This window comes from Streptomyces sp. NPDC001770, from assembly GCF_053596135.1.
Window position 1 is genome coordinate 108,030 of record NZ_JBSFFN010000018.1, and the last position, 20,392, is coordinate 128,421.

The 20,392-nt window shown below is 72.5% G+C and carries 22 protein-coding genes; 10 read left to right on the forward strand and 12 right to left on the reverse strand.

Features of this window, described 5'->3' with window-relative positions:
• Nucleotides 1-214 precede the first annotated feature (214 nt).
• The 3 genes from ACWCSV_RS18105 to ACWCSV_RS18115 are packed head-to-tail and all read left to right on the forward strand — an operon-like array spanning nucleotide 215 to nucleotide 3,215.
• A complete protein-coding gene (locus ACWCSV_RS18105; RefSeq protein ID WP_451143260.1) occupies nucleotides 215-1,489 on the forward strand; it encodes a magnesium transporter MgtE N-terminal domain-containing protein in 1,275 nt (424 codons plus the stop codon).
• Nucleotides 1,479-2,039 (forward strand): DUF1003 domain-containing protein, encoded by a 561-nt coding sequence (locus tag ACWCSV_RS18110; RefSeq protein ID WP_451143262.1) that lies wholly within the window; start codon nucleotides 1,479-1,481, stop codon nucleotides 2,037-2,039. Before ACWCSV_RS18105 ends, ACWCSV_RS18110 begins: the two co-directional genes overlap by 11 nt.
• A 42-nt stretch (nucleotides 2,040-2,081) precedes the next feature.
• The gene (locus ACWCSV_RS18115; protein WP_390963445.1) at nucleotides 2,082-3,215 is read left to right on the forward strand and encodes an Mrp/NBP35 family ATP-binding protein; all 1,134 of its coding nucleotides are present in this window, start codon (nucleotides 2,082-2,084) and stop codon (nucleotides 3,213-3,215) included.
• Between the two features lie 68 nt (nucleotides 3,216-3,283).
• Here ACWCSV_RS18115 and ACWCSV_RS18120 read toward each other — a convergent pair whose 3' ends face one another.
• The 5 genes from ACWCSV_RS18120 to sigE all read right to left on the reverse strand — a co-directional run bounded on the left by ACWCSV_RS18120 (nucleotide 3,284) and on the right by sigE (nucleotide 8,303).
• Entirely contained in the window at nucleotides 3,284-3,952 is a 669-nt protein-coding gene (locus ACWCSV_RS18120; protein WP_451143264.1) for a hypothetical protein, read from the reverse strand.
• Between the two features lie 122 nt (nucleotides 3,953-4,074).
• Nucleotides 4,075-4,587, reverse strand: coding sequence for a sec-independent translocase (locus ACWCSV_RS18125; RefSeq protein WP_451143266.1), 513 nt, complete (start codon nucleotides 4,585-4,587; stop codon nucleotides 4,075-4,077).
• Between the two features lie 120 nt (nucleotides 4,588-4,707).
• On the reverse strand, nucleotides 4,708-6,315 hold the full coding sequence (locus ACWCSV_RS18130; RefSeq protein ID WP_451143268.1) for a S1C family serine protease: 1,608 nt from the start codon (nucleotides 6,313-6,315) through the stop codon (nucleotides 4,708-4,710).
• Nucleotides 6,316-6,489: 174 nt separating this feature from the next.
• The gene (locus tag ACWCSV_RS18135; protein WP_451143270.1) at nucleotides 6,490-7,545 is read right to left on the reverse strand and encodes a zf-HC2 domain-containing protein; all 1,056 of its coding nucleotides are present in this window, start codon (nucleotides 7,543-7,545) and stop codon (nucleotides 6,490-6,492) included.
• Nucleotides 7,542-8,303, reverse strand: a complete 762-nt coding sequence (sigE, locus tag ACWCSV_RS18140; protein WP_266708773.1) for an RNA polymerase sigma factor SigE — start codon at nucleotides 8,301-8,303, stop codon at nucleotides 7,542-7,544. Before sigE ends, ACWCSV_RS18135 begins: the two co-directional genes overlap by 4 nt.
• Before the next feature lie 179 nt (nucleotides 8,304-8,482).
• Between sigE and ACWCSV_RS18145 the strand changes: the two genes are divergently transcribed.
• Nucleotides 8,483-9,148: an O-methyltransferase gene (locus ACWCSV_RS18145; RefSeq protein WP_386887463.1), complete on the forward strand. Its 666-nt coding sequence runs from the start codon at nucleotides 8,483-8,485 to the stop codon at nucleotides 9,146-9,148.
• A 139-nt stretch (nucleotides 9,149-9,287) separates the two neighbouring features.
• On the opposite strand, the gene ACWCSV_RS18150 is transcribed toward ACWCSV_RS18145, so the two are convergent.
• Nucleotides 9,288-9,455, reverse strand: a complete 168-nt coding sequence (locus ACWCSV_RS18150) for a DUF3117 domain-containing protein (RefSeq protein WP_003966491.1) — start codon at nucleotides 9,453-9,455, stop codon at nucleotides 9,288-9,290.
• Between the two features lie 315 nt (nucleotides 9,456-9,770).
• Between ACWCSV_RS18150 and chcB the strand changes: the two genes are divergently transcribed.
• On the forward strand, nucleotides 9,771-10,583 hold the full coding sequence (gene chcB / locus ACWCSV_RS18155) for a 2-cyclohexenylcarbonyl CoA isomerase (RefSeq protein WP_451143272.1): 813 nt from the start codon (nucleotides 9,771-9,773) through the stop codon (nucleotides 10,581-10,583).
• Nucleotides 10,584-10,627: 44 nt separating this feature from the next.
• Here the strand turns inward: chcB and ACWCSV_RS18160 are convergent, their stop codons facing one another.
• Both ACWCSV_RS18160 and ACWCSV_RS18165 read right to left on the reverse strand, forming a co-directional pair.
• Nucleotides 10,628-11,215, reverse strand: a complete 588-nt coding sequence (locus ACWCSV_RS18160) for a DNA-3-methyladenine glycosylase I (RefSeq protein ID WP_451143274.1) — start codon at nucleotides 11,213-11,215, stop codon at nucleotides 10,628-10,630.
• Nucleotides 11,212-11,586 carry a DivIVA domain-containing protein gene (locus tag ACWCSV_RS18165; protein WP_451143276.1) on the reverse strand — a complete coding sequence of 125 codons (375 nt, stop codon included), beginning with the start codon at nucleotides 11,584-11,586 and terminating at the stop codon, nucleotides 11,212-11,214. The genes ACWCSV_RS18160 and ACWCSV_RS18165 overlap by 4 nt, the downstream gene beginning before the upstream one ends.
• Nucleotides 11,587-11,744: 158 nt before the next feature.
• On the opposite strand from ACWCSV_RS18165, the gene folP reads away from it, so the two are divergent.
• Nucleotides 11,745-12,617 carry a dihydropteroate synthase gene (folP, locus tag ACWCSV_RS18170; protein ID WP_451143278.1) on the forward strand — a complete coding sequence of 291 codons (873 nt, stop codon included), beginning with the start codon at nucleotides 11,745-11,747 and terminating at the stop codon, nucleotides 12,615-12,617.
• An 85-nt stretch (nucleotides 12,618-12,702) separates the two neighbouring features.
• Here the strand turns inward: folP and ACWCSV_RS18175 are convergent, their stop codons facing one another.
• Entirely contained in the window at nucleotides 12,703-13,506 is an 804-nt protein-coding gene (locus ACWCSV_RS18175; RefSeq protein WP_451143280.1) for an LOG family protein, read from the reverse strand.
• Between the two features lie 84 nt (nucleotides 13,507-13,590).
• On the reverse strand, nucleotides 13,591-14,670 hold the full coding sequence (gene dapE, locus ACWCSV_RS18180) for a succinyl-diaminopimelate desuccinylase (RefSeq protein ID WP_451143282.1): 1,080 nt from the start codon (nucleotides 14,668-14,670) through the stop codon (nucleotides 13,591-13,593).
• A gap of 172 nt (nucleotides 14,671-14,842) precedes the next feature.
• Between dapE and ACWCSV_RS18185 the strand changes: the two genes are divergently transcribed.
• Both ACWCSV_RS18185 and ACWCSV_RS18190 read left to right on the forward strand, forming a co-directional pair.
• Nucleotides 14,843-15,886 (forward strand): hypothetical protein, encoded by a 1,044-nt coding sequence (locus ACWCSV_RS18185; protein WP_451143284.1) that lies wholly within the window; start codon nucleotides 14,843-14,845, stop codon nucleotides 15,884-15,886.
• Between the two features lie 290 nt (nucleotides 15,887-16,176).
• Complete coding sequence (locus ACWCSV_RS18190) at nucleotides 16,177-16,587, forward strand: ATP-binding protein (protein ID WP_390963460.1); 411 nt, start codon at nucleotides 16,177-16,179, stop codon at nucleotides 16,585-16,587.
• Between the two features lie 87 nt (nucleotides 16,588-16,674).
• Here the strand turns inward: ACWCSV_RS18190 and dapC are convergent, their stop codons facing one another.
• On the reverse strand, nucleotides 16,675-17,775 hold the full coding sequence (gene dapC / locus ACWCSV_RS18195) for a succinyldiaminopimelate transaminase (protein ID WP_451143286.1): 1,101 nt from the start codon (nucleotides 17,773-17,775) through the stop codon (nucleotides 16,675-16,677).
• 121 nt (nucleotides 17,776-17,896) lie between these two features.
• Nucleotides 17,897-18,217 carry a ferredoxin gene (fdxA, locus tag ACWCSV_RS18200; RefSeq protein ID WP_065490770.1) on the reverse strand — a complete coding sequence of 107 codons (321 nt, stop codon included), beginning with the start codon at nucleotides 18,215-18,217 and terminating at the stop codon, nucleotides 17,897-17,899.
• 117 nt (nucleotides 18,218-18,334) lie between these two features.
• Here fdxA and ACWCSV_RS18205 point away from each other — a divergent pair, with 117 nt between their 5' ends.
• Both ACWCSV_RS18205 and ACWCSV_RS18210 read left to right on the forward strand, forming a co-directional pair.
• Nucleotides 18,335-19,336, forward strand: a complete 1,002-nt coding sequence (locus ACWCSV_RS18205; protein WP_451143288.1) for a GNAT family N-acetyltransferase — start codon at nucleotides 18,335-18,337, stop codon at nucleotides 19,334-19,336.
• A 38-nt stretch (nucleotides 19,337-19,374) separates the two neighbouring features.
• Nucleotides 19,375-20,250, forward strand: coding sequence for a transglutaminase-like domain-containing protein (locus ACWCSV_RS18210; RefSeq protein WP_451143290.1), 876 nt, complete (start codon nucleotides 19,375-19,377; stop codon nucleotides 20,248-20,250).
• Nucleotides 20,251-20,392 lie beyond the last annotated feature (142 nt).

The following is a 20,392-nucleotide window of genomic DNA, read 5'->3' on the forward strand; positions in this document are numbered from 1 at the left end:
TCATACGTGTGGGATGGCAAGCGGCAGCGTACCCGGGGTTCGGCTCCCTTCCGGAAGGGAGCCGTCCGGGCGTGCTCCGGGGCCGGTACGGAGCGGTACGCAGTGGTACGGGCTAGCCTGAATCCGGCATACCGGCGTCATCGACGCCCCTGACGTACCGTGAAATGGCCACGTCAGGCATCGCACGCGGCAACCGGCACGGAAGGGGTGCGCAATGGCATCGGGCGCGCCCAGGGTCTTCGTCTCGCACCTCTCCGGAGTTCCGGTCTTCGACCCCAACGGCGACCAGGTCGGCCGGGTCCGCGACCTGGTCGCGATGCTGCGCGTCGGCGGCCGGCCGCCCCGGCTGCTCGGCATGGTGGTGGAGGTGGTCAGCCGCCGGCGCATCTTCCTGCCGATGACCCGGGTGACGGGCGTGGAGTCCGGCCAGGTCATCACCACCGGCGTGGTCAACATGCGCCGCTTCGAGCAGCGCCCCACCGAGCGCCTGGTGCTCGGGGAGTTCCTGGACCGGCGGGTGCGGCTCTCGGAGTCCGGCGAGGAGGTCACCGTCCTCGACGTGGCCATCCACCAGCTGCCGGCCCGCCGCGACTGGGAGATCGACAAGTACTTCGTCCGCAAGGGGCGCGGCGGTGCGCTGCGCCGCAAGGGCGAGACGCTGACCGTCGACTGGTCGGCGGTCAGCGGCTTCGCGCTGGAGGAGCACGGGCAGGGCGCCGAGAACCTGGTCGCCACCTTCGAACGGCTGCGTCCCGCCGACGTCGCCAACGCGTTGCACCATCTGACGCCCAAGCGCCGGGCGGAGGTGGCCGCCGCCCTCGACGACGACCGGCTCGCCGACGTGCTGGAGGAGCTGCCGGAGGACGACCAGGTGGAGATCCTCGGCAAGCTGAAGGAGGAGCGCGCGGCGGACGTGCTGGAGGCGATGGACCCGGACGACGCGGCGGACCTCCTCTCCGAGCTGCCCGAGGAGGACAAGGAGCGGCTGCTGACGCTGATGCGCCCGGACGACGCGGCCGACGTGCGGCGGCTGATGAGTTACGAGGACCGGACGGCGGGCGGTCTGATGACGACCGAGCCGATCGTGCTGCGCCCGGACGCCACCGTCGCGGACGCGCTCGCCCGGGTGCGGCAGTCGGACCTCTCCCCCGCGCTCGCCGCCCAGGTGTACGTGTGCCGGTCGCCCGACGAGACGCCCACCGGCAAGTACCTCGGCACCGTCCACTTCCAGCGGCTGCTGCGGGACCCGCCGTTCGCGCTGGTCAGCTCGATCGTGGACAGCGACCTCGTGCCGCTGCCGCCGCACACCCCGCTGGCGGTGGTCACCAGCTATCTGGCCGCGTACAACCTGGTCTCGGTGCCCGTGGTGGACGAGAGCGGCTCGCTGCTGGGCGCGGTGACCGTCGACGACGTGCTGGACCACCTGCTGCCGGAGGACTGGCGGGAGACCGACTTCCACGGCGAGGAGGGGATCGCCCGTGGCCGCTGAGGAGCGTGCGAAGGCGGCGTCCACCGGTTCGTCCGGGATGGTGCGCCCGCCCAGGTTCCGGCTGGACCAGCCGAAGTCCCCGCGCCGACGGCTCCTTCCGGAGTACGACCCCGAGGCGTTCGGCCGGTTCTCGGAACGGATCGCCCGTTTCCTGGGCACCGGGCGGTTCATCGTCTGGATGACGCTGATCATCGTCGTCTGGGTGCTCTGGAACATCTTCGCGCCGACCGCGCTGCGGTTCGACGAGTATCCGTTCATCTTCCTGACGCTGATGCTCTCGCTCCAGGCCTCGTACGCGGCGCCGCTGATCCTGCTCGCGCAGAACCGGCAGGACGACCGGGACCGGGTCACCCACGAGCAGGACCGCAAGCAGAACGAGCGGTCCATCGCCGACACCGAGTTCCTCACCCGGGAGATCGCGGCGCTGCGGATGGGGCTCGGCGAGGTCGCCACCCGCGACTGGATCCGCTCGGAGCTGGAGGACCTCATGCGGGACCTGGAGGACCGGCGCGTCCTCCTCCCGTACGAGAGTGACGAAGGCGACCGCTGAGGGGCTGCCCGCGCGTAGCGTCGCGCGCCGTAACATCGTCGTATGGCTACGGAAGACGCGGTGCGTGAAGCACTGGCGACAGTGAACGACCCGGAGATCCACCGCCCGATCACCGAACTCGGCATGGTGAAATCGGTCGAGATCGATCCTGACGGTGTGGTGGCTGTCACGGTGTACCTCACGGTCTCCGGCTGCCCGATGCGCGAGACCATCACCAGGAACGTGACCGACGCGGTCGCCGCGGTGGAGGGCGTCTCGCGGGTCGAGGTCACCCTCGACGTGATGAGCGACGAGCAGCGCAAGGAGCTGGCGGGCGCGCTGCGCGGCGGCACCGCCGAGCGCGAGGTGCCCTTCGCCAAGCCCGGTTCGCTCACCCGTGTCTACGCGGTCGCGTCCGGCAAGGGCGGCGTCGGCAAGTCCTCGGTGACGGTCAACCTCGCGGCGGCGATGGCGGCCGACGGACTCAAGGTCGGCGTCGTGGACGCGGACATCTACGGCCACAGCGTGCCCCGCATGCTCGGCGCGGACGGCCGGCCCACCCAGGTCGAGAACATGATCATGCCGCCGTCGGCACACGGCGTGAAGGTCATCTCCATCGGCATGTTCACCCCGGGCAACGCCCCGGTGGTCTGGCGCGGCCCGATGCTGCACCGCGCGCTCCAGCAGTTCCTCGCCGACGTCTACTGGGGCGACCTCGACGTCCTCCTGCTCGACCTGCCGCCGGGCACGGGTGACATCGCGATCTCGGTCGCGCAGCTCGTGCCGAACGCCGAGATCCTCGTCGTCACCACCCCGCAGCAGGCGGCGGCCGAGGTCGCCGAGCGGGCCGGTTCGATCGCGGTGCAGACGCACCAGAAGATCGCCGGCGTCGTGGAGAACATGTCGGGCATGCCGTGCCCGCACTGCGACGAGATGGTCGACGTGTTCGGCAGCGGCGGCGGGCAGCGGGTGGCCGACGGTCTGACGAAGACGGTCGGCGCCGAGGTGCCGGTGCTCGGCTCGATCCCGATCGACGTACGGCTCCGTGAGGGCGGCGACGAGGGCAAGCCGGTCGTGCTCTCCGACCCGGACTCCCCGGCGGGCCGGGCGCTGCGCTCGATCGCGGAGAAGCTGGGGGGCCGTCAGCGCGGCCTGTCCGGCATGTCGCTGGGCATCACCCCGCGCAACAAGTTCTGAGACGGCCGAGGAGCCGGGCGGTCCGTTCTCCGCGGACCGCCCGGCTCCTCCGTCGTGATGCGTACGGCTCAGGCGGCGTAGGCGGCGACGTCCTCGACGGCCGAGAAGCCGAGCCCGTACGCGCTCATCCCCCGCCCGTACGCACCGAGGTGCACGCCCTTCGCGGACCCGGCCAGCACCCAGCCGAACTCGGACTCGCGGTAGTGGAACTCGACCGGCACGCCGTCCACCGGCAGCGAGAGCGTCGACCAGGGGGCCTCGTCCAGCTCGTCGGCGAGCTCGAACGCGATCTCGGTCTGCTGGTCGAGCCAGTCGTCCCGCAGGCCGTGGTCGAGCTGCTGCGGCCAGGTGCAGGCGAGCAGACCGGAGCCGGCCAGCCAGGCCGCCGTGGACACCGTGGTGGCCTCCAGCGTCCCGGTGCCGTCACCGCTGCCGCGTACGGGGCTGCTGGCCACGGTCACCACGACGGCGAACCGCTCCTTCTCGGGGCCCGCGTCGGGGCGTGCCAGCGGCTCGTCGCCGTGGCCGATCGCACCGTGCTGGACGGTGCCGTCCGCCGCCCTGCCGACCGGGGTCAGCCGGCGCGGACCGGTGAACGCCTCGTCCAGCGCGTACCAGGGGAAGGACGCCTGCAGATAGCCGTCGACGACCGCAGGCCGGGCCGAGGGCACCCCCTCCGCCGCCGCGGTGTCCGTGCTGGGCGCGCCATCCGTGTCAACCCGACTCGTGGTCTCCATCTGCCCGGCCGCCTCCTCGATCTCAGATCCGGAGCGGCCCGCCCCCCGCGGGCTCGGGCATCCTCGCAACCGGACAGATGGAGAATAGCCATACCGTCCGGACGAGCTGGGATTGACGGGTCTCAGGTGGCGTCGGCGTCGAACGGCGGACGGTCGTCCTGAACGGCCGGAGCGGCCTTCTTCAGGGGGTCCGCCTTCGTCAGGGGGTCGGCTTTCGCCAGGGTGTCGGCGGCGGGGGACTTCGTCAGCGCGCCGGCGTCGGAACCGGCCGAGGCCACCGTCGCCGCCGCCGCGGAGGCCACGCTCTCGCGGCCGTGCACGGCGTCGGTCATGTCGGTGATCTCCTTGCGGAGGTCGAAGCTCTCGCGGATCTCCTTGAGCCCGAGATCGTCCTCGCCGTCCATCAGCTGCTTGCGGATGAACGTCTTCGGGTTCAGGTCCTCGAACTCGAAGTCCTTGAACTGCGGTCCCAGCTCGGAGCGGATGTCCTCCTTGGCACTGTCCGAGAACTCGCGGATCTTGCGGATCGTGCGCGTGACGTCCTGGATGACCTTCGGCAGCTTGTCCGGGCCGAAGACCAGGACGGCGAGAATCCCGAGAGTAAGCAGCTCAAGTGCGCCTATGTCGTTGAACACTTTGCCGCTCCTCGTGTGCTCCGCGTGTTCGTCGCGTGGTCTCCCACCGGCACGGCCGGAAAGTCCGGCCGTGCAAACGGTACCTGGCCAAGCTGTACGGACGGTACCTCGCGTGGACGTTCAGGTGCCGGTCACGGACCCCAGGGTCAAAGTCATGGACAGCTCTTTACCCCCGCGTGTGAGCTTCAGGTCGAGCCGGTCGCCGGGGCGGTGGGCGCGGATCTTCACGATGAGCTCCTCGCCGTTGTGGACGCGTACGCCGTCCACCGCCGTGATGACGTCGCCCGGCCGGATGCCCGCCAGGTCGCCGGGGCCGCCCTCGGTGACGGCGGCGGAACCGCCCTCGCGCCCGGTGTCCACCTTCGCGCCGTCGCCCAGGTACTCCATGTCGAGGGTGACGCCGATGACCGGGTGGGTGGCCTTGCCGGTGTTGATGAGCTCCTCGGCGACGCGCTTGCCCTGGTTGATCGGTATGGCGAAGCCGAGGCCGATCGAGCCCGCCTGGGCGCCTGTCTCGGCCGCGCCGGTGTCGGCGGCGCGGATGGCGCTGTTGATGCCGATCACCTGCGCCCGGGCGTCGAGGAGCGGGCCGCCGGAGTTGCCGGGGTTGATCGGCGCGTCGGTCTGGAGGGCGTCGACGTAGCTGACGTCGGTGGAGCCGGCCGCCTCGCCGCCCGAGGTGATCGGGCGCTGCTTGGCGCTGATGATCCCGGAGGTGACGGTGTTCGACAGGTCGTACGGGGCGCCGATGGCCACCACCGGGTCGCCGACCTCGACGTTGTCGGAGTTTCCGAGCGCCAGCGGCCTCAGTCCGGAGACCCCGCTGACCTTGACCACGGCCAGGTCGTAGCCGCTGTCCGTGCCGACCACCTCGGCGCTCGCGCTCTCGCCGCCGCTGAACGTCACGGTGATGTCGCCGGACGAACCGGCGGGCGCGACGACGTGGTTGTTGGTGAGGATGTGGCCCTGGTCGTCGAGGACGAACCCGGTGCCCGTGCCGAATTCCTCGCTGCCGCTGACGTGCAGGGTGACCACGCCCGGCAGGGCGCTCGCGGCGATCCCGGCGACGCTGTCCGGTGCCCGGCCCGCGGGCACACCCTCGGCCTGCGGGAGGTGCACGGTGGTGAGGCCGCCGTTCCGTTCGACGTACGCGCCGACCCCGCCGCCGACGGCGCCCGCGACCAGCGCGAGGAGTACGGCCCCGACGAGCAGCGACCCGCGCCGCCCGCCCGGGCGCCCCGCCGCCGGGATGACCCCGGAGTTCCCCGGGACGGTACGGAGCAGCGGCTGCCGCGGGGAACCCGCGGCCCACGGGTCGTAGTGCTGCCAGGGCGTGCCGGGGGCCGCCGCGAACGTCGTGGTGGGGGCCGTGGGGGCCGTGTGTGCCGTGGGCGTCGCGTACACCGGCGGTACGGGGGTGCCGTGCGCCGGGGTCGTGGCGGGGTGCTGGACCGGCGGGGCGGGCGCCCAGGGGCCGGGGCCGCCGTAGGGCGGGGTGCCGTACTCGTCGGGCTCGTGCAGCGGGCATGCGGCGCCGGGGGTACGGGGCCCGGGGACCTCCGGAACGGCGGGCGCGGGTGCGTCGGCGACCGGCGCGGGGCCGTCCACGACCGGCACGGGTGCGTCGGCGACCGGCACGGGTGCGGGCTCCGGAGCGAGGGGGGCGGGTCCCGTAGCGGGGCGGCTCCACCACTTCGGTTTCGGTCCGGTGGGCTTTCCCTCGTCCATACTCTCCCCGCACATGGCCTCCGCACGCCCTCCCCGGAGCGCTCCGACCGGAATTCAACCAGGTTTTGGGCGGGTCCAGCGGCGACGGCGGGGAGTGGGCCGGGGGGGGGCCTGTCGGCGCGGGCCCCCCGGGGGATGCCGGTCCCGCGCCGGGCGTGACCGGCGCGGGGGAGTTCAGCGCAGCGCCTGCTGCGGTGACGGCAGGGCCGAGAGCGGCGTGGTGGAGGCGGACGGGGACGGGGCGGCGGACGACGCCGGGGCCGATGGGGACGGGGCTGCGGTGGCGGACGCGGTGGCCCTCGGCTGGGCGGCCGCGGCGGGGAAGAGCGGCGCGAGGAGCGGGGACGCCGTGCTGGGGCATATCAGCGAGGCCAGCGAGATCTTCCGCGTCGGCTGCGGGTACTCCCGCCCGGTCCCGAGGAGGGTTCCCGCGCCGGTGCCGGACAGGGCCGGCGAGGTGGCGGTGGTGAGCCCGGCCGGTGCGGAGGACGCCGCGAAGTTCGAGGTGATGCCGGACCGGTCCTCCACGGAGAGGGCGCCGCCCTGGGAACTGCCCCGGCTGGCCGAGGCGATTCCGCTCGCCGCGCGTTCGTCGGCGTCGAGCGGGGTCGCCGCGGACCCGGAGCCCTCGGCACGCAGCGAAACGTCGAACGCGTCGTCCACCGGGATGGCGCCGCCCAGGGCGATCGCCGCCAGCGAGACGGCGCTGGCGGCCGCGAACGCGAACCGGCGGGCGCGCCACGGGGAGCGGTCGGCCTCGCGGGCCACCTCGTGTATGCGGAAGCCGGAACCGGCGGCGCCGCCGGGCAGCACGGAGCCCGCTCCGTGCGCGGCGGGGAGGTAGCCGAAGCCGTCCAGCGGCGAGGGGCCCCGCTCCGTCCGCCGGCCGCCGGGGCCGCCGGAGGGCCGGCCCGGGAGGCGGTAGTCGTCGGCCGGTCGCCCGTCGGGGCCGAAGGGCCCGCGCGGGAATCCGTCGTCGGCGCCGGGACCCGTGCCCCCGGGGAGACCCTGGAGGCGGGCGAGGAAACCCTCGCTGGGTGAGGGGGGAGCCGTCTGCGCGAACACGGACTTGACCCGCCGTTGGGCATCGGCCTCCGCCTTGCAGCGGGCGCAGGTGGCGAGGTGGGCCAGGACGCGTTCGCGGGCGTCGTGCTTGAGCTCGCCGTCGACCAGGGCGGCGAGCCGGTCCCCCAAGTGCTGCTCGGCAGGGGTGGGGCCTGTGGGGGTCACGTCGTTCCGCCCTCCCCCGCGAGGACCGCGCCCGCCAGGGAGCGCTGTTCGGCGCGGGCTTCGGGAGACCGGTGCTTGAGCGCCTTGCGCAGATGCGAACGGCCTCGGTGGATGCGGCTGCGCACGGTGCCCAGCTTGACGCCGAGGGTGGCCGCGATCTCCTCGTAGCTCAGTCCCTCGATGTCGCAGAGCACCACGGCGGCACGGAATTCGGGCGCGAGGGTGTCCAGCGCCTGCTGCACGTCCGCGTCGAAGTGGGTGTCGTTGAACGCCTGCTGCGGCGACGGCTCACGGCTGGGCAGCCGCTCGGCCGCGTCGTCCCCCAAGGAGTCGAAACGGATCCGCTGCTTGCGGCGCACCATGTCGAGGAAGAGGTTGGTGGTGATGCGGTGCAGCCAGCCCTCGAAGGTGCCGGGAGTGTAGGTCGACAGCGACCGGAAGACGCGGACGAACACCTCTTGGGTGAGGTCCTCCGCGTCGTGCTGGTTGCCCGTCAGCCGGTACGCGAGTCGGTACACGCGACCGCTGTGGGTGCTGACGATCTCTTCCCATGAGGGCGGGGTCCACGCCGGGGATTCCGTGTCGGAGGCGAAGGTCGCGGTCGTTGCGGAATCGTTGGAAGAACGGTCAGCGTTGTTGGTCACGGATTTCGGCTCACCCGCCGACCTGAGAAAGCGCCGCAGCGCTCCTCCCCGATCCCCAGGCGCAGCCGCACCTCCCCTGTCGGCTCTGGTGGTGTCCAGTGGAGCCCCTACCATAGCCACCTCGCCCGTTAGCTCCGTATAAGCCTTTTTCGGAGGGGCCGGGCCATGCCCGGGGCCTGCTCTCGCCGGTCCGGCGGGCCCGATCCGCGGGCCTCCTTCCGGCGCTTTCCCCTCTCCCTCCCCAACGTCCGGTCCCATCTGCGGGTTCCCCTGCGCAGCGGATACAGTCACCGTTGCGCCAACTACGGGGACAGGAGAGGGTCATTACCGCCAACCGGCAGACGAGCTGGGCGTTCGCCGACGCCTTTGTCCCCGAGGACGAGGCTCTGTACCTGGCCCGCGAGCGGTCCAGGTCGTTCGGGATCCGCTCCGTCTCCCCCGGCACGGGTGCCGCACTGCGGCTGCTCGCCGCCGCGGCGGACGCCAAAGCGGTGGCGGAAATCGGCACCGGTACGGGCGTGTCCGGCATCTACCTGCTGAACGGGATGCGCCCGGACGGGGTGCTGACCACGGTCGATCCCGAGCCGGAGCGTCAGCAGTTCGCCCGTGAGGCGTTCCGCTCCGCCGGCTTCGCCACCAACCGGTCCCGTTTCATCCCCGGCCGCGCGCTGGACGTGCTGCCGCGCCTCGCGGACGGCGGGTACGACCTCGTCTTCTGCGACGGCGACCGGCTGGAGAGCCTGGAGTACCTGGCCGAATCGTTGCGTCTGCTCCGCCGGGGCGGTGTCGTCTGCTTCGAGGGGGTCTTCGCGGACGGCCGTACGGTCGACGCGGCGGCCCAGCCCGCGGAGGTCCAGCGCATCCGGGAGCTGCTGCGGGCGGTCCGGGAGAGCCAGGAGCTGATGTCCACGCTGCTGCCGGTCGGCGACGGGCTGCTCTGCGCGGTCCGCCGCGGCTGACCGCTCCGGACCGGGCCGGAAGCCGCTCACCGTCGCGTACCGCGCGCCCCTTTCGCATGCGGCCCCGGTCCCGGACACGCTTCTGCCCCGGCACGGGAACCCGTGCCGGGGCAGAAGTGAAGTGTGGGCGCGCAGAGGGTCAGCCGACAACCTTCTTGAGTGCGTCGCCGAGCGCGTCTGCCTCGTCCGGAGTCAGCTCGACAACAAGCCGACCGCCGCCTTCGAGCGGAACGCGCATGACGATGCCCCGCCCCTCCTTTGTCACCTCGAGCGGGCCGTCGCCCGTCCGCGGCTTCATGGCCGCCATGCTCGTTCCCCTTCCTGAAACCAGCTCAATCGCAACCGGCGGCCCCATGACAGGCGCTGCCTCACCGGCATCGAACACATTGCTTCCAGGTCATTATCCCGCATGCGACACCCCGATGACCAACATCGATCGGCATCGCTTGCGCAACGCACACCACCAAAACCACCCAATTCGGCGATCCGGCTGCGATACTTCGCCCCCTCGCGGCCCGAGGTGAGAGCCAATCGTTAGACGCAGGTCACATGTCGGCCCGGCGGGGCGTCGGCCATGCTTGCCTGGCGAAGCACCGAACCTGGACAGCGAGGGGACACCACCATGGCCGAGGAACTGGCGAGCACCGTGCTCTACGAGGTGAGCGACGGGCTGGCGACGATCACCCTCAACCGGCCGGACGCGATGAACGCCATGAACACGGCGGCCAAGGTCGCCCTGCGGGACGCGCTGCGCGCCGCCGCCGGCGACTCCTCGGTGCGCGCCGTCCTCCTCACGGCCACCGGGCGCGCCTTCTGCGTCGGCCAGGACCTGAAGGAGCACATCGCCTCGCTGGCGGCCGCGCGGGAGGAGGGCGGCGGCAACGCGCTGAGCACGGTGAGCGAGCACTACAACCCGATCGTGCGCGCCATCACGGAGATGGAGAAGCCGGTCGTGGCGGGGGTGAACGGGGTCGCCGCCGGGGCGGGCTTCGGCTTCGCGCTCGCCGCCGACTACCGGGTGGTCGCCGACACCGCCTCGTTCAACACCTCGTTCGCGGGGGTCGCGCTGACCGCCGACTCCGGGATGTCCTGGACGCTGCCCCGGCTGATCGGGCCGAGCCGCGCCGCGGACCTGCTGCTCTTCCCCCGGTCGATCACGGCGGCCGAGGCGTACGCGCTGGGGCTGGTCAACCGGGTCGTCCCGGCGGCCGGCCTGGCGGCCGAGGCCGCGTCGGTGGCGCGCGCGCTGGCGGACGGGCCGACCGTGGCCTACGCGGCGCTGAAGGCGTCGATGGCGTACGGCGCCGGGCACACCCTGGCCGAGACGCTGGAGAAGGAGGACGAACTCCAGACGAAGGCGGGCGCCTCGCAGGACCACACCATCGCGGTGAAGGCGTTCCTCGCCAAGGAGCAGCCGCGGTACCTCGGGAAGTGAGGCCGGTTCCGGCCGCCGCGTGCCGAGCGGCCGGAGGGCCGGTGTCAGCCGGTGGCGCCCCGCGCCACGCAGTCGGCGAGGTGGTCGTCCACCAGGCCGCACGCCTGCATCAGGGCGTGGGCGGTGGTCGGGCCGACAAAGCGTACGGACCGCTTCTTCAGCGCCTTGGCGAGCGCGGTGGACTCCGGTGTGACGGCCGCCACGTCCCCGAGCTTCCTGGGGGCGGCCCGGGTGTCCGGGTCGGGGGCGTACGACCAGATCAGCTCGTCCAGCTCGCCGGGGGCCCACTCCGCGAGCACCCGGGCGTTGGCGAGGGTGGCGTCGATCTTGGCGCGGTTGCGGATGATGCCGGCGTCGGCGAGGAGGCGCTCCTTGTCGGTGTCGGTGAACCGCGCGACCTCGGCGATGGCGAACCCGGCGAAGGCGGTGCGGAAGCCCTCCCGGCGGCGCAGGATCGTCAGCCAGGAGAGGCCGGACTGGAACGCCTCCAGGCAGAGTCGTTCGAAGAGGGCGTCGTCGCCGTGGACCGGCCGGCCCCACTCGGTGTCGTGGTAGGCGAGGTAGTCCTCGGTGCTGAGGCCCCAGGGGCAGCGCAGCCTGCCGTCCGGGCCCGGTTCGGCTCCGCCGCTCATGAGGTCTCTCCGTCTTCGTCGCCGGGCTTCCGGTCGGTGGCCCGCTTGTGGAGGTCGGTGCCGGGCGCGCCCTGCGCGAGGGCTCCGGCGAGCGCCGACTCCAGGTCGGCGATCCGGGCGTCGCGCTCGGCCAGTTCGGCCGCGACCCGGTCGAGCGCCTCGTCGACGTCGGCCATGCGGTAGCCGCGTACGGCCATCGGCAGCCGGAGGTGCTCCATGTCGGCGGTGACCAGGGGCCGGGTCACCGGCAACGGGTCGGTGGGGAACTCGGGCGCGGTGTCCTGGAGCACCGTGCGGTCGCCCCCACCGACCACGGCAAGGGTGACCGCGGCGACGACCACGACCATCGCGAGCAGCAGGAACAAGAACACGTGCGCCTCCCCAGAGGGCGGGAATCAGTCCGGGTCGATCGTGCCATGCGGCAGTGACGGCAGAGCCCGACGGTTAGGGTCTCTCGTCTGGATCATGCCGCATCGGGGCGGTCGGGGTGCGGGGTCCGGTGCAAGCGATCTACGAGGAGGAACACGGGATGCGAAGCGGTCCACTCAGGCTGGGACGGCGGGAATTCGGCCCGCACGAACCGGTGATCATGGCAATCGTGAACCGGACCCCCGACTCCTTCTACGACCAGGGCGCCACGTTCCGGGACGAGCCGGCGCTCGCCCGGGTCGAGCAGGCGGTCGCGGAGGGCGCCGCCATCATCGACATCGGTGGCGTGAAGGCGGGACCGGGCGAGGAGGTGTCCGCCGAGGAGGAGGCGCGGCGCACGGTCGGGTTCGTCGCGGAGGTCCGCCGCCGCCACCCGGACGTGGTGATCAGCGTGGACACCTGGCGGCACGACGTGGGCGAGGCGGTGTGCGAGGCCGGCGCCGACGTGCTGAACGACGCGTGGGGCGGGGTGGACCCGAAGCTGGCGGAGGTCGCGGCCAGGTACGGGGCGGGTCTGGTCTGCACCCACGCGGGCGGCGCGGAGCCGCGTACCCGCCCGCACCGGGTCGAGTACGAGGACGTGATGGCGGACATCCTGCGGGTCACCCTGGGGCTGGCCGAGCGGGCGGTGGAGCTGGGGGTGCGGCGGGACGGGATCATGATCGATCCCGGTCACGACTTCGGGAAGAACACCCGGCACTCGCTGGAGGCCACCCGGCGCCTCGACGAGATGACGGCGACCGGCTGGCCGGTGCTGGTCTCGCTCTCCAACAAGGACTTCGTCGGCGAGACGCTGGACCGCCCGGTGAAGGAGCGGGTGATCGGGACGCTGGCGACCACGGCGGTCTCGGCGTGGCTGGGGGCCCAGGTGTACCGGGTGCACGAGGTGGCGGAGACCCGGCAGGTGCTGGACATGGTCGCGTCGATCGCAGGCCACCGGCCGCCCGCGGTGGCCCGGCGCGGGCTCGCGTAGCGCGCCGGGGCCCGGTCACCCGGCCCGGACGGGCCGGGTGACCGGTGGCGTACGACAACCGGTGGCGAGAAGGGAAGGGGAGGGCCTACCGGCCGACCTCCTTCGTCACCAGGGCCACCGCCTCGTCCACGTCGTCGGTGACGTGGAAGAGCAGCAGGTCCTTCTCGGAGGCCTTGCCCTGGGCGACCACGGTGTTCCGGAGCCAGTCGACGAGACCGCTCCAGTAGGCGGAGCCGAAGAGCACGATCGGGAACCGGGTGACCTTGCCGGTCTGCACGAGGGTCAGTGCCTCGAAGAGTTCGTCCAGGGTGCCGAGGCCGCCGGGGAGGACGACGAAGCCCTGGGCGTACTTCACGAACATCGTCTTGCGGACGAAGAAGTAGCGGAAGTTGACGCCGATGTCGACGTGCGGGTTCAGCCCGGACTCGAACGGCAGCTCGATGCCGAGTCCGACCGAGATCCCCTTCGCCTCCCTGGCACCCTTGTTGGCGGCCTCCATCGCGCCGGGGCCGCCGCCGGTGATGACGGCGAAGCCCGCGTCGACGAGCGCCCGGCCGATGCGTACCCCGGCGTCGTACTCCGGGGTGTCCGCCGCGGTGCGGGCGGAGCCGAAGACGCTGATCGCGCTGGGCAGCTCGGCGAGCGCCCCGAACCCCTCGACGAACTCGGACTGGATGCGCATGACCCGCCAGGGGTCGGTGTGCACCCATTCCGAGTCGTCCTCGGAGTCCAGCAGCCGCTGATCGGTCGTGCCGGGCTGTACCTGCTCCCTGCGGCGCAGCACCGGGCCGAGCCGCTGCTCCTCGGGCCTGACCGCTCCCTCGGGGATCTCCTGGCCCACTGCGTTCTCGGGGTTCTCTGGAATGCGCCCGTCCTCCGGGTTGCCCATGACCTGCTCCCTCCACCGACCTGCGTTGTGGCTGTTCCCGTCAGCGTAGATCCATGGAGGTTACGGGCGGGGTAATGCCGTGGGTCAGCTGGTGAGCCAGGAGCGCAGGCGCTCCTCGCAGTGGGTGATCCGTTCGGTCGCCACGTGTTCGTCGCGCTTGTGGGCGTAGAGCGCGTCTCCGGGACCGTAGTTGACGGCGGGGACGCCGAGGTCGCCGAAGCGGGAGACGTCGGTCCAGCCGAACTTGGGCTGGGCGGTGCCGCCGACGGCCGCCATGAACGCCTTCGCCGCCGGGTGCGAGAGGCCCGGCATGGCGGCGGTGGAGTGGTCGTCCACCGTGAACTCGGTGACCGGGCAGCCGGCGAAGACCTCGCGGACGTGCGCGAGGGCCTCCTCGGCGGTGCGGTCGGGGGCGTAGCGGTAGTTGACGGTGACGGTGCAGGCGTCCGGGATCACGTTGGAGGCGACGCCGCCCTCGATCTTCACCGCGTTGAGGCCCTCGCGGTATTCGAGGCCGTCGATGACCGGGCGGCGCGGTTCGTACGCGGCGAGCGCCGCGAGGATCGGGGTGGCGGCGTGGATGGCGTTGGACCCCATCCAGCTGCGGGCGGAGTGGGCGCGTTCGCCCTCGGTGTGCAGGATGACGCGGAGCGTGCCCTGGCAGCCGCCCTCGACCTGGGCGTCGGAGGGTTCCAGGAGGACGGCGAAGTCGCCTTCCAGCCAGTCGGGGTGGGCCTCGGCGACGTGGCCGAGGCCGTTGAGGTGGGCGGCGACCTCTTCGTTGTCGTAGAAGACGAAGGTCAGGTCGCGGTTGGGCTCGGGGACGGTCGCGGCGATCCGCAGCTGGACGGCGACCCCGGACTTCATGTCGGAGGTGCCGCAGCCCCAGAGGATGCCGTTCTCGTCGAGGCGGGAGGGCACGTTGCCGGCGATCGGCACGGTGTCGATGTGACCGGCCAGGACCACGCGTTCGGGGTGGCCGAGGTGGGTGCGGGCGACCACGTTGTTGCCGTGCCGGTCCACGGTCAGGTGCGGCAGTGTGCGCAGCGCCGCCTCGATGGCGTCCGCCAGGTCCTTCTCCTGTCCGCTCACCGACGGGAAGTCGACGAGCCGGGCGGTGAGTGCGGGTGCGTCCAGAGCGAGGTCAAGCGTGCGTTCGGCCATGGCTCCGACCCTATTACTCCGGCGGGCCCGGCCTCGCCGGGGGACGGCGGGGAGACTCCGGGGACGCACCGGCGGAATCCCGGGGAGACGCCGGGCGGACATCGGGGGCGTTCCGGGCGGGAGTTCTGGTGGCAGCACGGATCTCGGCCCCGCCCGTACCCTCCAGTACGGTATGCCCGTGCCCCGGACGACGCTCTCCTCCCCCACCGGCCGCCGCTCCGGCCGCCGCCGCCTCTACCAGGTGCTGGCGGCGTTCGTCGTGCTCGCGGCGCTGGCCGGTTATCTCGCGGTGCAGTACCTCTCCGGCAGCAAGGACCTGCTGACCGGCTGCGAGGTGCGCTACGACGACGGCACGAAGGACGCCGAGGAGCGTACGTACGAGATGGGCGCCGACCAGGCCGCCAGTGCGGCGACGATCGCCGCCGTGGGGGCCGCGCGCGGGATGCCGGAGCGGGCCGTGGCCATCGCGCTGGCGACCGCGATACAGGAGTCGCAGCTGCGCAACATCGACTACGGCGACCGGGACTCCCTCGGCCTCTTCCAGCAGCGCCCCTCGCAGGGCTGGGGCACCGCCGAGCAGATCCAGGACCCGGTGTACGCGTCCGGGAAGTTCTACGAGCACCTCGCGAAGATCAGCGGCTACCAGGACCTGCCGCTGACGGAGGCCGCGCAGCGCGTGCAGCGCAGCGGTTACCCGGAGGCGTACGCGCAGCACGAGCCGGACGCGATACTGCTGGCGTCCACGCTGACCGGGCGGATGCCCGCCGCGCTGAACTGCGCGGCGCCGGTCACCGCGACGGCCGCCGCGCCGGGCGATCCGGACCGGCTCCGCACCGAGCTGGTACGGGACTTCGGCACGGGGGTCCTGCCGGCCGAGGAGTCCGCGGGTCCGGCGGCGACGCGCACGGTCGCGGTGCCGGTTCCGGAGCCCGCGGCGGGCGGGGCGGAGACGACGGACGGGGCCGGGGCTGCCGACGGGGCCGGCAAGGCCGACGCCTCCGCGGTGACGACGGGGGCGCGGCGGGGCTGGTCGCTGGCGCTCTGGGCGGTCGCCCGCTCCGGCGAACTCGGCATCGACGAGATCCACTACGCGGGCCGGGTGTGGACCCCGGGCACCGGATGGCGCACGGATGCGGCAGGATCGAAGGAAGCGACGAAACCGGCGGATGCGGGAGATTCAGACACCGGCGAGGTCCGGATGCGCCTCGCACAGTAGCGCGGCCGGTCCCCCGCAGGGGCCATCCCGGGCACCTGCCGCCGGGTCGCCCGCGTACCGGCCGGGAGTGCTCGGCGGACCTCCCGTTTCCGTTGCGGCACAAGGGAAGTGACGGTACTCCGCACGGCCCGGACCTCCGTGCCCGGACCATGCGTCCGGGGTGCGGATAATCCGACGCATTGCCGACTCTTTACCTCGGCGCACCGCAACCTCCCCCGCCCCCGACGCAGTTGATCAGTCCGTCCGGAACGCCGGACGAGCACTGCTGGACTTCCCGCCGAAGGAGCATCATGTCCCTCCCCCTGACCCGCCGTATCGCCCGCGCCGCCCTGCTGATCGCCGCCGCCGCTCCGGTGATCGGCGCGGCCGGTGCCGCGAACGCCGCGGGTCTCCCGCAGACGCCGGACCTGGGCGGCCTGACCAAGCTGGACAGCACGCACCTGAGCAGCACCCTCGACAGCACCGCCCAGCAGGGCGCGAAGACGCTGAACGAGACGGGCGGCAAGCTGGTCGGCACGGCCGTCCCGGTCGCCGCGAAGACGGTGAACCAGGCGGGCGAGCTGGTGGCTCCCGAGGCCAAGGACAAGGCCGGCAAGACCACTGGCCAGACGGCCGAGGTGCTCGGTGGCGCCGCCAACAAGGCGACCGGCGGCTCGCTTCCGGTCGAGCGTCTCGCGGGGGCCCTGCCGCTCGGCGGCTGAACCGGCCGCGTACCCGCAGGAGACGAAGCCGAGGGGCCATGGGACCGAGTCCCATGGCCCCTCGGCGTTGTCGGGCCGTCACGTGGTTCAGGCGGTCAGCCGCTTCACGGCCGCCACGACCCGCTCGTCGGTCGCCGTGAACGCGACCCGCACGAAGCGGTCTCCGGCCGGGCCGTAGAACTCGCCGGGCGCCACGAGGATGCCGAGTCCGGCCAGGTACGCCACGGTGTCCCAGCAGGGTTCGTCGCGGGTCACCCAGAGGTAGAGGCTCGCCTCGCTGTGCTCGACGCGGAAGCCGTGGCCCTCCAGGGCCGTACGCAGCGCCGCGCGCCGGTCGGCGTAGCGGGCGCGCTGTTCGGCCACGTGGGTGTCGTCGGCGAGGGCCGCCGCGGTGGCCGCCTGCACCGGGGCGGGGGTCATCATGCCGCCGTGCTTGCGGATCTGGAGCAGTTCGCCGAGGACGGCCGGGTCGCCCGCGATGAACGCCGCCCGGTATCCGGCCAGGTTGGACCGCTTGGAGAGCGAATGGACGGCGACGAGGCCGTCGAACGAGCCGCCGCTGACGTCCGGGTGGAGCACCGAGACCGGTTCGGCCTCCCAGCCGAGTTCCAGGTAGCACTCGTCGCTGACGACCAGGACGTCGTGGGCGCGGGCCCAGGCGACGATCCGGGTGAGTTCCTCGGCGGAGAGCACGCGACCGGTCGGGTTGGACGGGGAGTTCAGCCAGAGCAGCTTGAGTCCGGCCGGGTCGAGCGTGGTCGGGTCGTCGTAGGTGACGGCTTCCGCGCCGCAGAGCCGGGCGCCGATCTCGTACGTCGGGTAGGCGAGCGCCGGGAAGGCGACCTTGTCGCCGGGGCCCAGGCCGAGCTGGGTCGGCAGCCAGGCCACGAGCTCCTTGGAGCCGACGACCGGCAGGACGTGGTGGTGGGTGACGCCCGTCGCGCCGAGGCGCCGCTCCACCCAGCCGCTGAGCGCGTCCCGCAGTTCCGCCGTCCCCCAGACCGTCGGGTAGCCGGGGGTGTCGGCCGCTGCGGCGAGCGCTTCCTGGATCACCGCGGGCACCGGGTCGACGGGGGTGCCGATGGACAGGTCCACGATGCCGTCCGGGTGGGCTTCGGCGGTGGCCTTGTGGGGCGCGAGGCGGTCCCAGGGAAATTCCGGGAGACGGGAGGAGAGTGCTGCGGACACGGAACTCTGCTTTCTCGTACGGGCGAAAACACCTCGGTCCCGCACGGTGACGAGCCGTACGGGACCGGGCACCACATCTGCTGCCGCGTGGTGCTGGCTGCGGCGCGGCTGAGGCGGTCTGTTACTGGTTCTGAGGCGGCAGCGCGGCCACGAAGGCGTGGTCGCGCTCGATGAGCCCCAGCTTGGAAGCGCCACCGGGCGAGCCGAGGTCGTCGAAGAACTCGACGTTCGCCTTGTAGTAGTCCTTCCACTCCTCGGGGGTGTCGTCCTCGTAGAAGATGGCCTCGACCGGACAGACCGGCTCACAGGCTCCGCAGTCGACACACTCGTCCGGGTGGATGTACAAGGACCGCTGGCCCTCGTAGATGCAGTCGACGGGGCACTCTTCGATGCAGGCCTTGTCCTTTACGTCGACACAAGGCTGCGCGATGACGTAGGTCACGCTGTCGTTCCTCCTCGGTAGGGCGTTGGCTCTCGCGCGGGAGCGCGGCGTCGATGATGCCCTCACCTAGTATCTCCGTAGTTCAGCACGATCCGAACAGGAGGGGCGGTAGGAGCCGTGGAATTCACCGTCGGCGGACGCCTTGAGGTCCGTATTACCCAGGCTGATGTGGGAAAACGCGTGTCCGTCCGCCGTCGTTGTGAGGGTGGCGCCGAGGGCGCGGGGTTCACGGACACGGTCGGAGTTCTCACATCCTGGGACGCGGGCGTGCTCCGGATCACTCCCAGGAGCGGGCAGGGCGTCCACATCGCGGAATCCACGCTCGTCGCCGGCAAGGTCGTTCCCCCCGCCCCCGCACGCCGTCCCGGCCCCGCGGCCACGTTCGCGGAACTCACCCGGGTGACGGCCCGCGCCTGGCAGCCGGTGGAGAGCGCGGCGCTGGGCGAGTGGGAGCTGCGCGCCGCGAGCGGCTTCACCCGTCGCGCCAACTCGGTCCTGCCGCTGGGCGATCCGGGGATGCCGGTCGCCGACGCGCTGGCGCACGCGACGCGGTGGTACGCGGAGCGCGGCCTGCCCGCCTACGTCCAGGCCGGAACCGGGGCCGCCGACAGCCAGGAGGCGCTCTGCGCCGGGCTGGAGGAGCACGGCTGGCGGCGCGAGGTCTCCGCCGAGGTGCGGATCGCCGCGCTGGCCCCGCTCGGTGACCAGGATTCGGACATCTCCCGGGTGCTGCTCGACCGGACGGCCGACGCCCGGTGGCTGGAGCGCTACCACCGTGCGGGCCCGGACTCCGCTCCGATGCTCCGGGTGCTGACCCAGGGTCCGTCGGTCTGGTTCGCGACCGTGCCGGGCGACGATCCGGCGGGTGCGCCCGCCGCGATCGGCCGGTGCGTGGTGGACGGCCGGTGGGCCGGCTTCGGGGCGATAGAGGTGAATCCGGACCACCGGCGCCGGGGCCTCGCCACCACGGTGATGACCGCGCTGGCGCGTACGGCGCTGGCGGAGGGTGCCTCGGCGGCCTGGCTCCAGGTGGAGGAGGACAACGCCGGGGCGCTCGCCCTGTACGACCGGATGGGCTTCGTGACCCACCACCGGTACCACCACTTCCGTTCCGCGTAACGGCACGGGCGTTCGGAGCGGCGGAACAGGTGTCAGACATGGACCCCGTGGACGACGGATCGGCCTCCGAGGACTTCTCCTCGGCCGGACGGCGGGCGCGGTTCGCCGAGGAGGCCCGCTCCGAACGGCCCGATCTCGCGCTGCTCTGCCTGCTGGTGGGCGCGGAGGCGATGCCCGGGCCGCCGCCCGGCGACCCCGATCCGTACGGCATCGACGCGGCGCAGATCGAGCTGGACCGGCTGGCCGGCCTCCTCCCGCACGGCCTGGCCACCCCGCTGGACTGGGCGACGGCGCTGGGCGAACTGCTCGGCGGCCGCTACGGCTTCTGCGGCGCCTCCCCCGACTACCAGCGCCTGGAGTCGTCCCTCCTCCAGCAGGTGCTGCACCGTCGCCGGGGGCTGCCGATCCTGCTCTCCGTGGTGTGGATGGAGGTGGCGCGGCGGGCGGGCGCACCGGTCCACGGGGTCGCGCTGCCGGGCCATTTCGTGGTCGGTTTCGGCGATCCGGCCGAGCATGTGCTGGCCGATCCGTTCGCCGGGGGCGCGGTCCTGACAGGCGAGGACGCCGAGTTGATGGTGGCGGGCTCGACCGGGGTGCCGCTGCGCGGGTCGTTGCCGACGCCTGCCCGGCCGCAGGCGATCGTGCTGCGCATCCTCAACAACATCCGCGCCTGGGCCTCGGCCCGCCCCGAACGCTCCGACGTGGCGCTGTGGGCGGTCGAACTCTCGCTCCTGCTCCCCTCGCATCCGGCGCGCCTGCGGTACGAGCGCGCCCAGCTCCTCGTACAGCGCGGGGACTTCCTGCACGGGGCGTCGGAGATGGAGGAGTACGCGGACGTCATCGGCGGCATCGAGCCGGCGGCGGCGGAGTCGATACGGCGGGCGGCCCGGGCGGCCCGGGCCCGGCTGAACTGACCCGCCCGACGGCCCGCCGCGCGTCGGCGGCCGGCTGAACCGATTCCCCCGGCCGTTCCCTGCGCGTCGACCGGCCCCCATGAACCAGCGCGTGAGATGGAGCACATTGACAGCTCTCAGGATTCTAGATCCTATAGGAAAT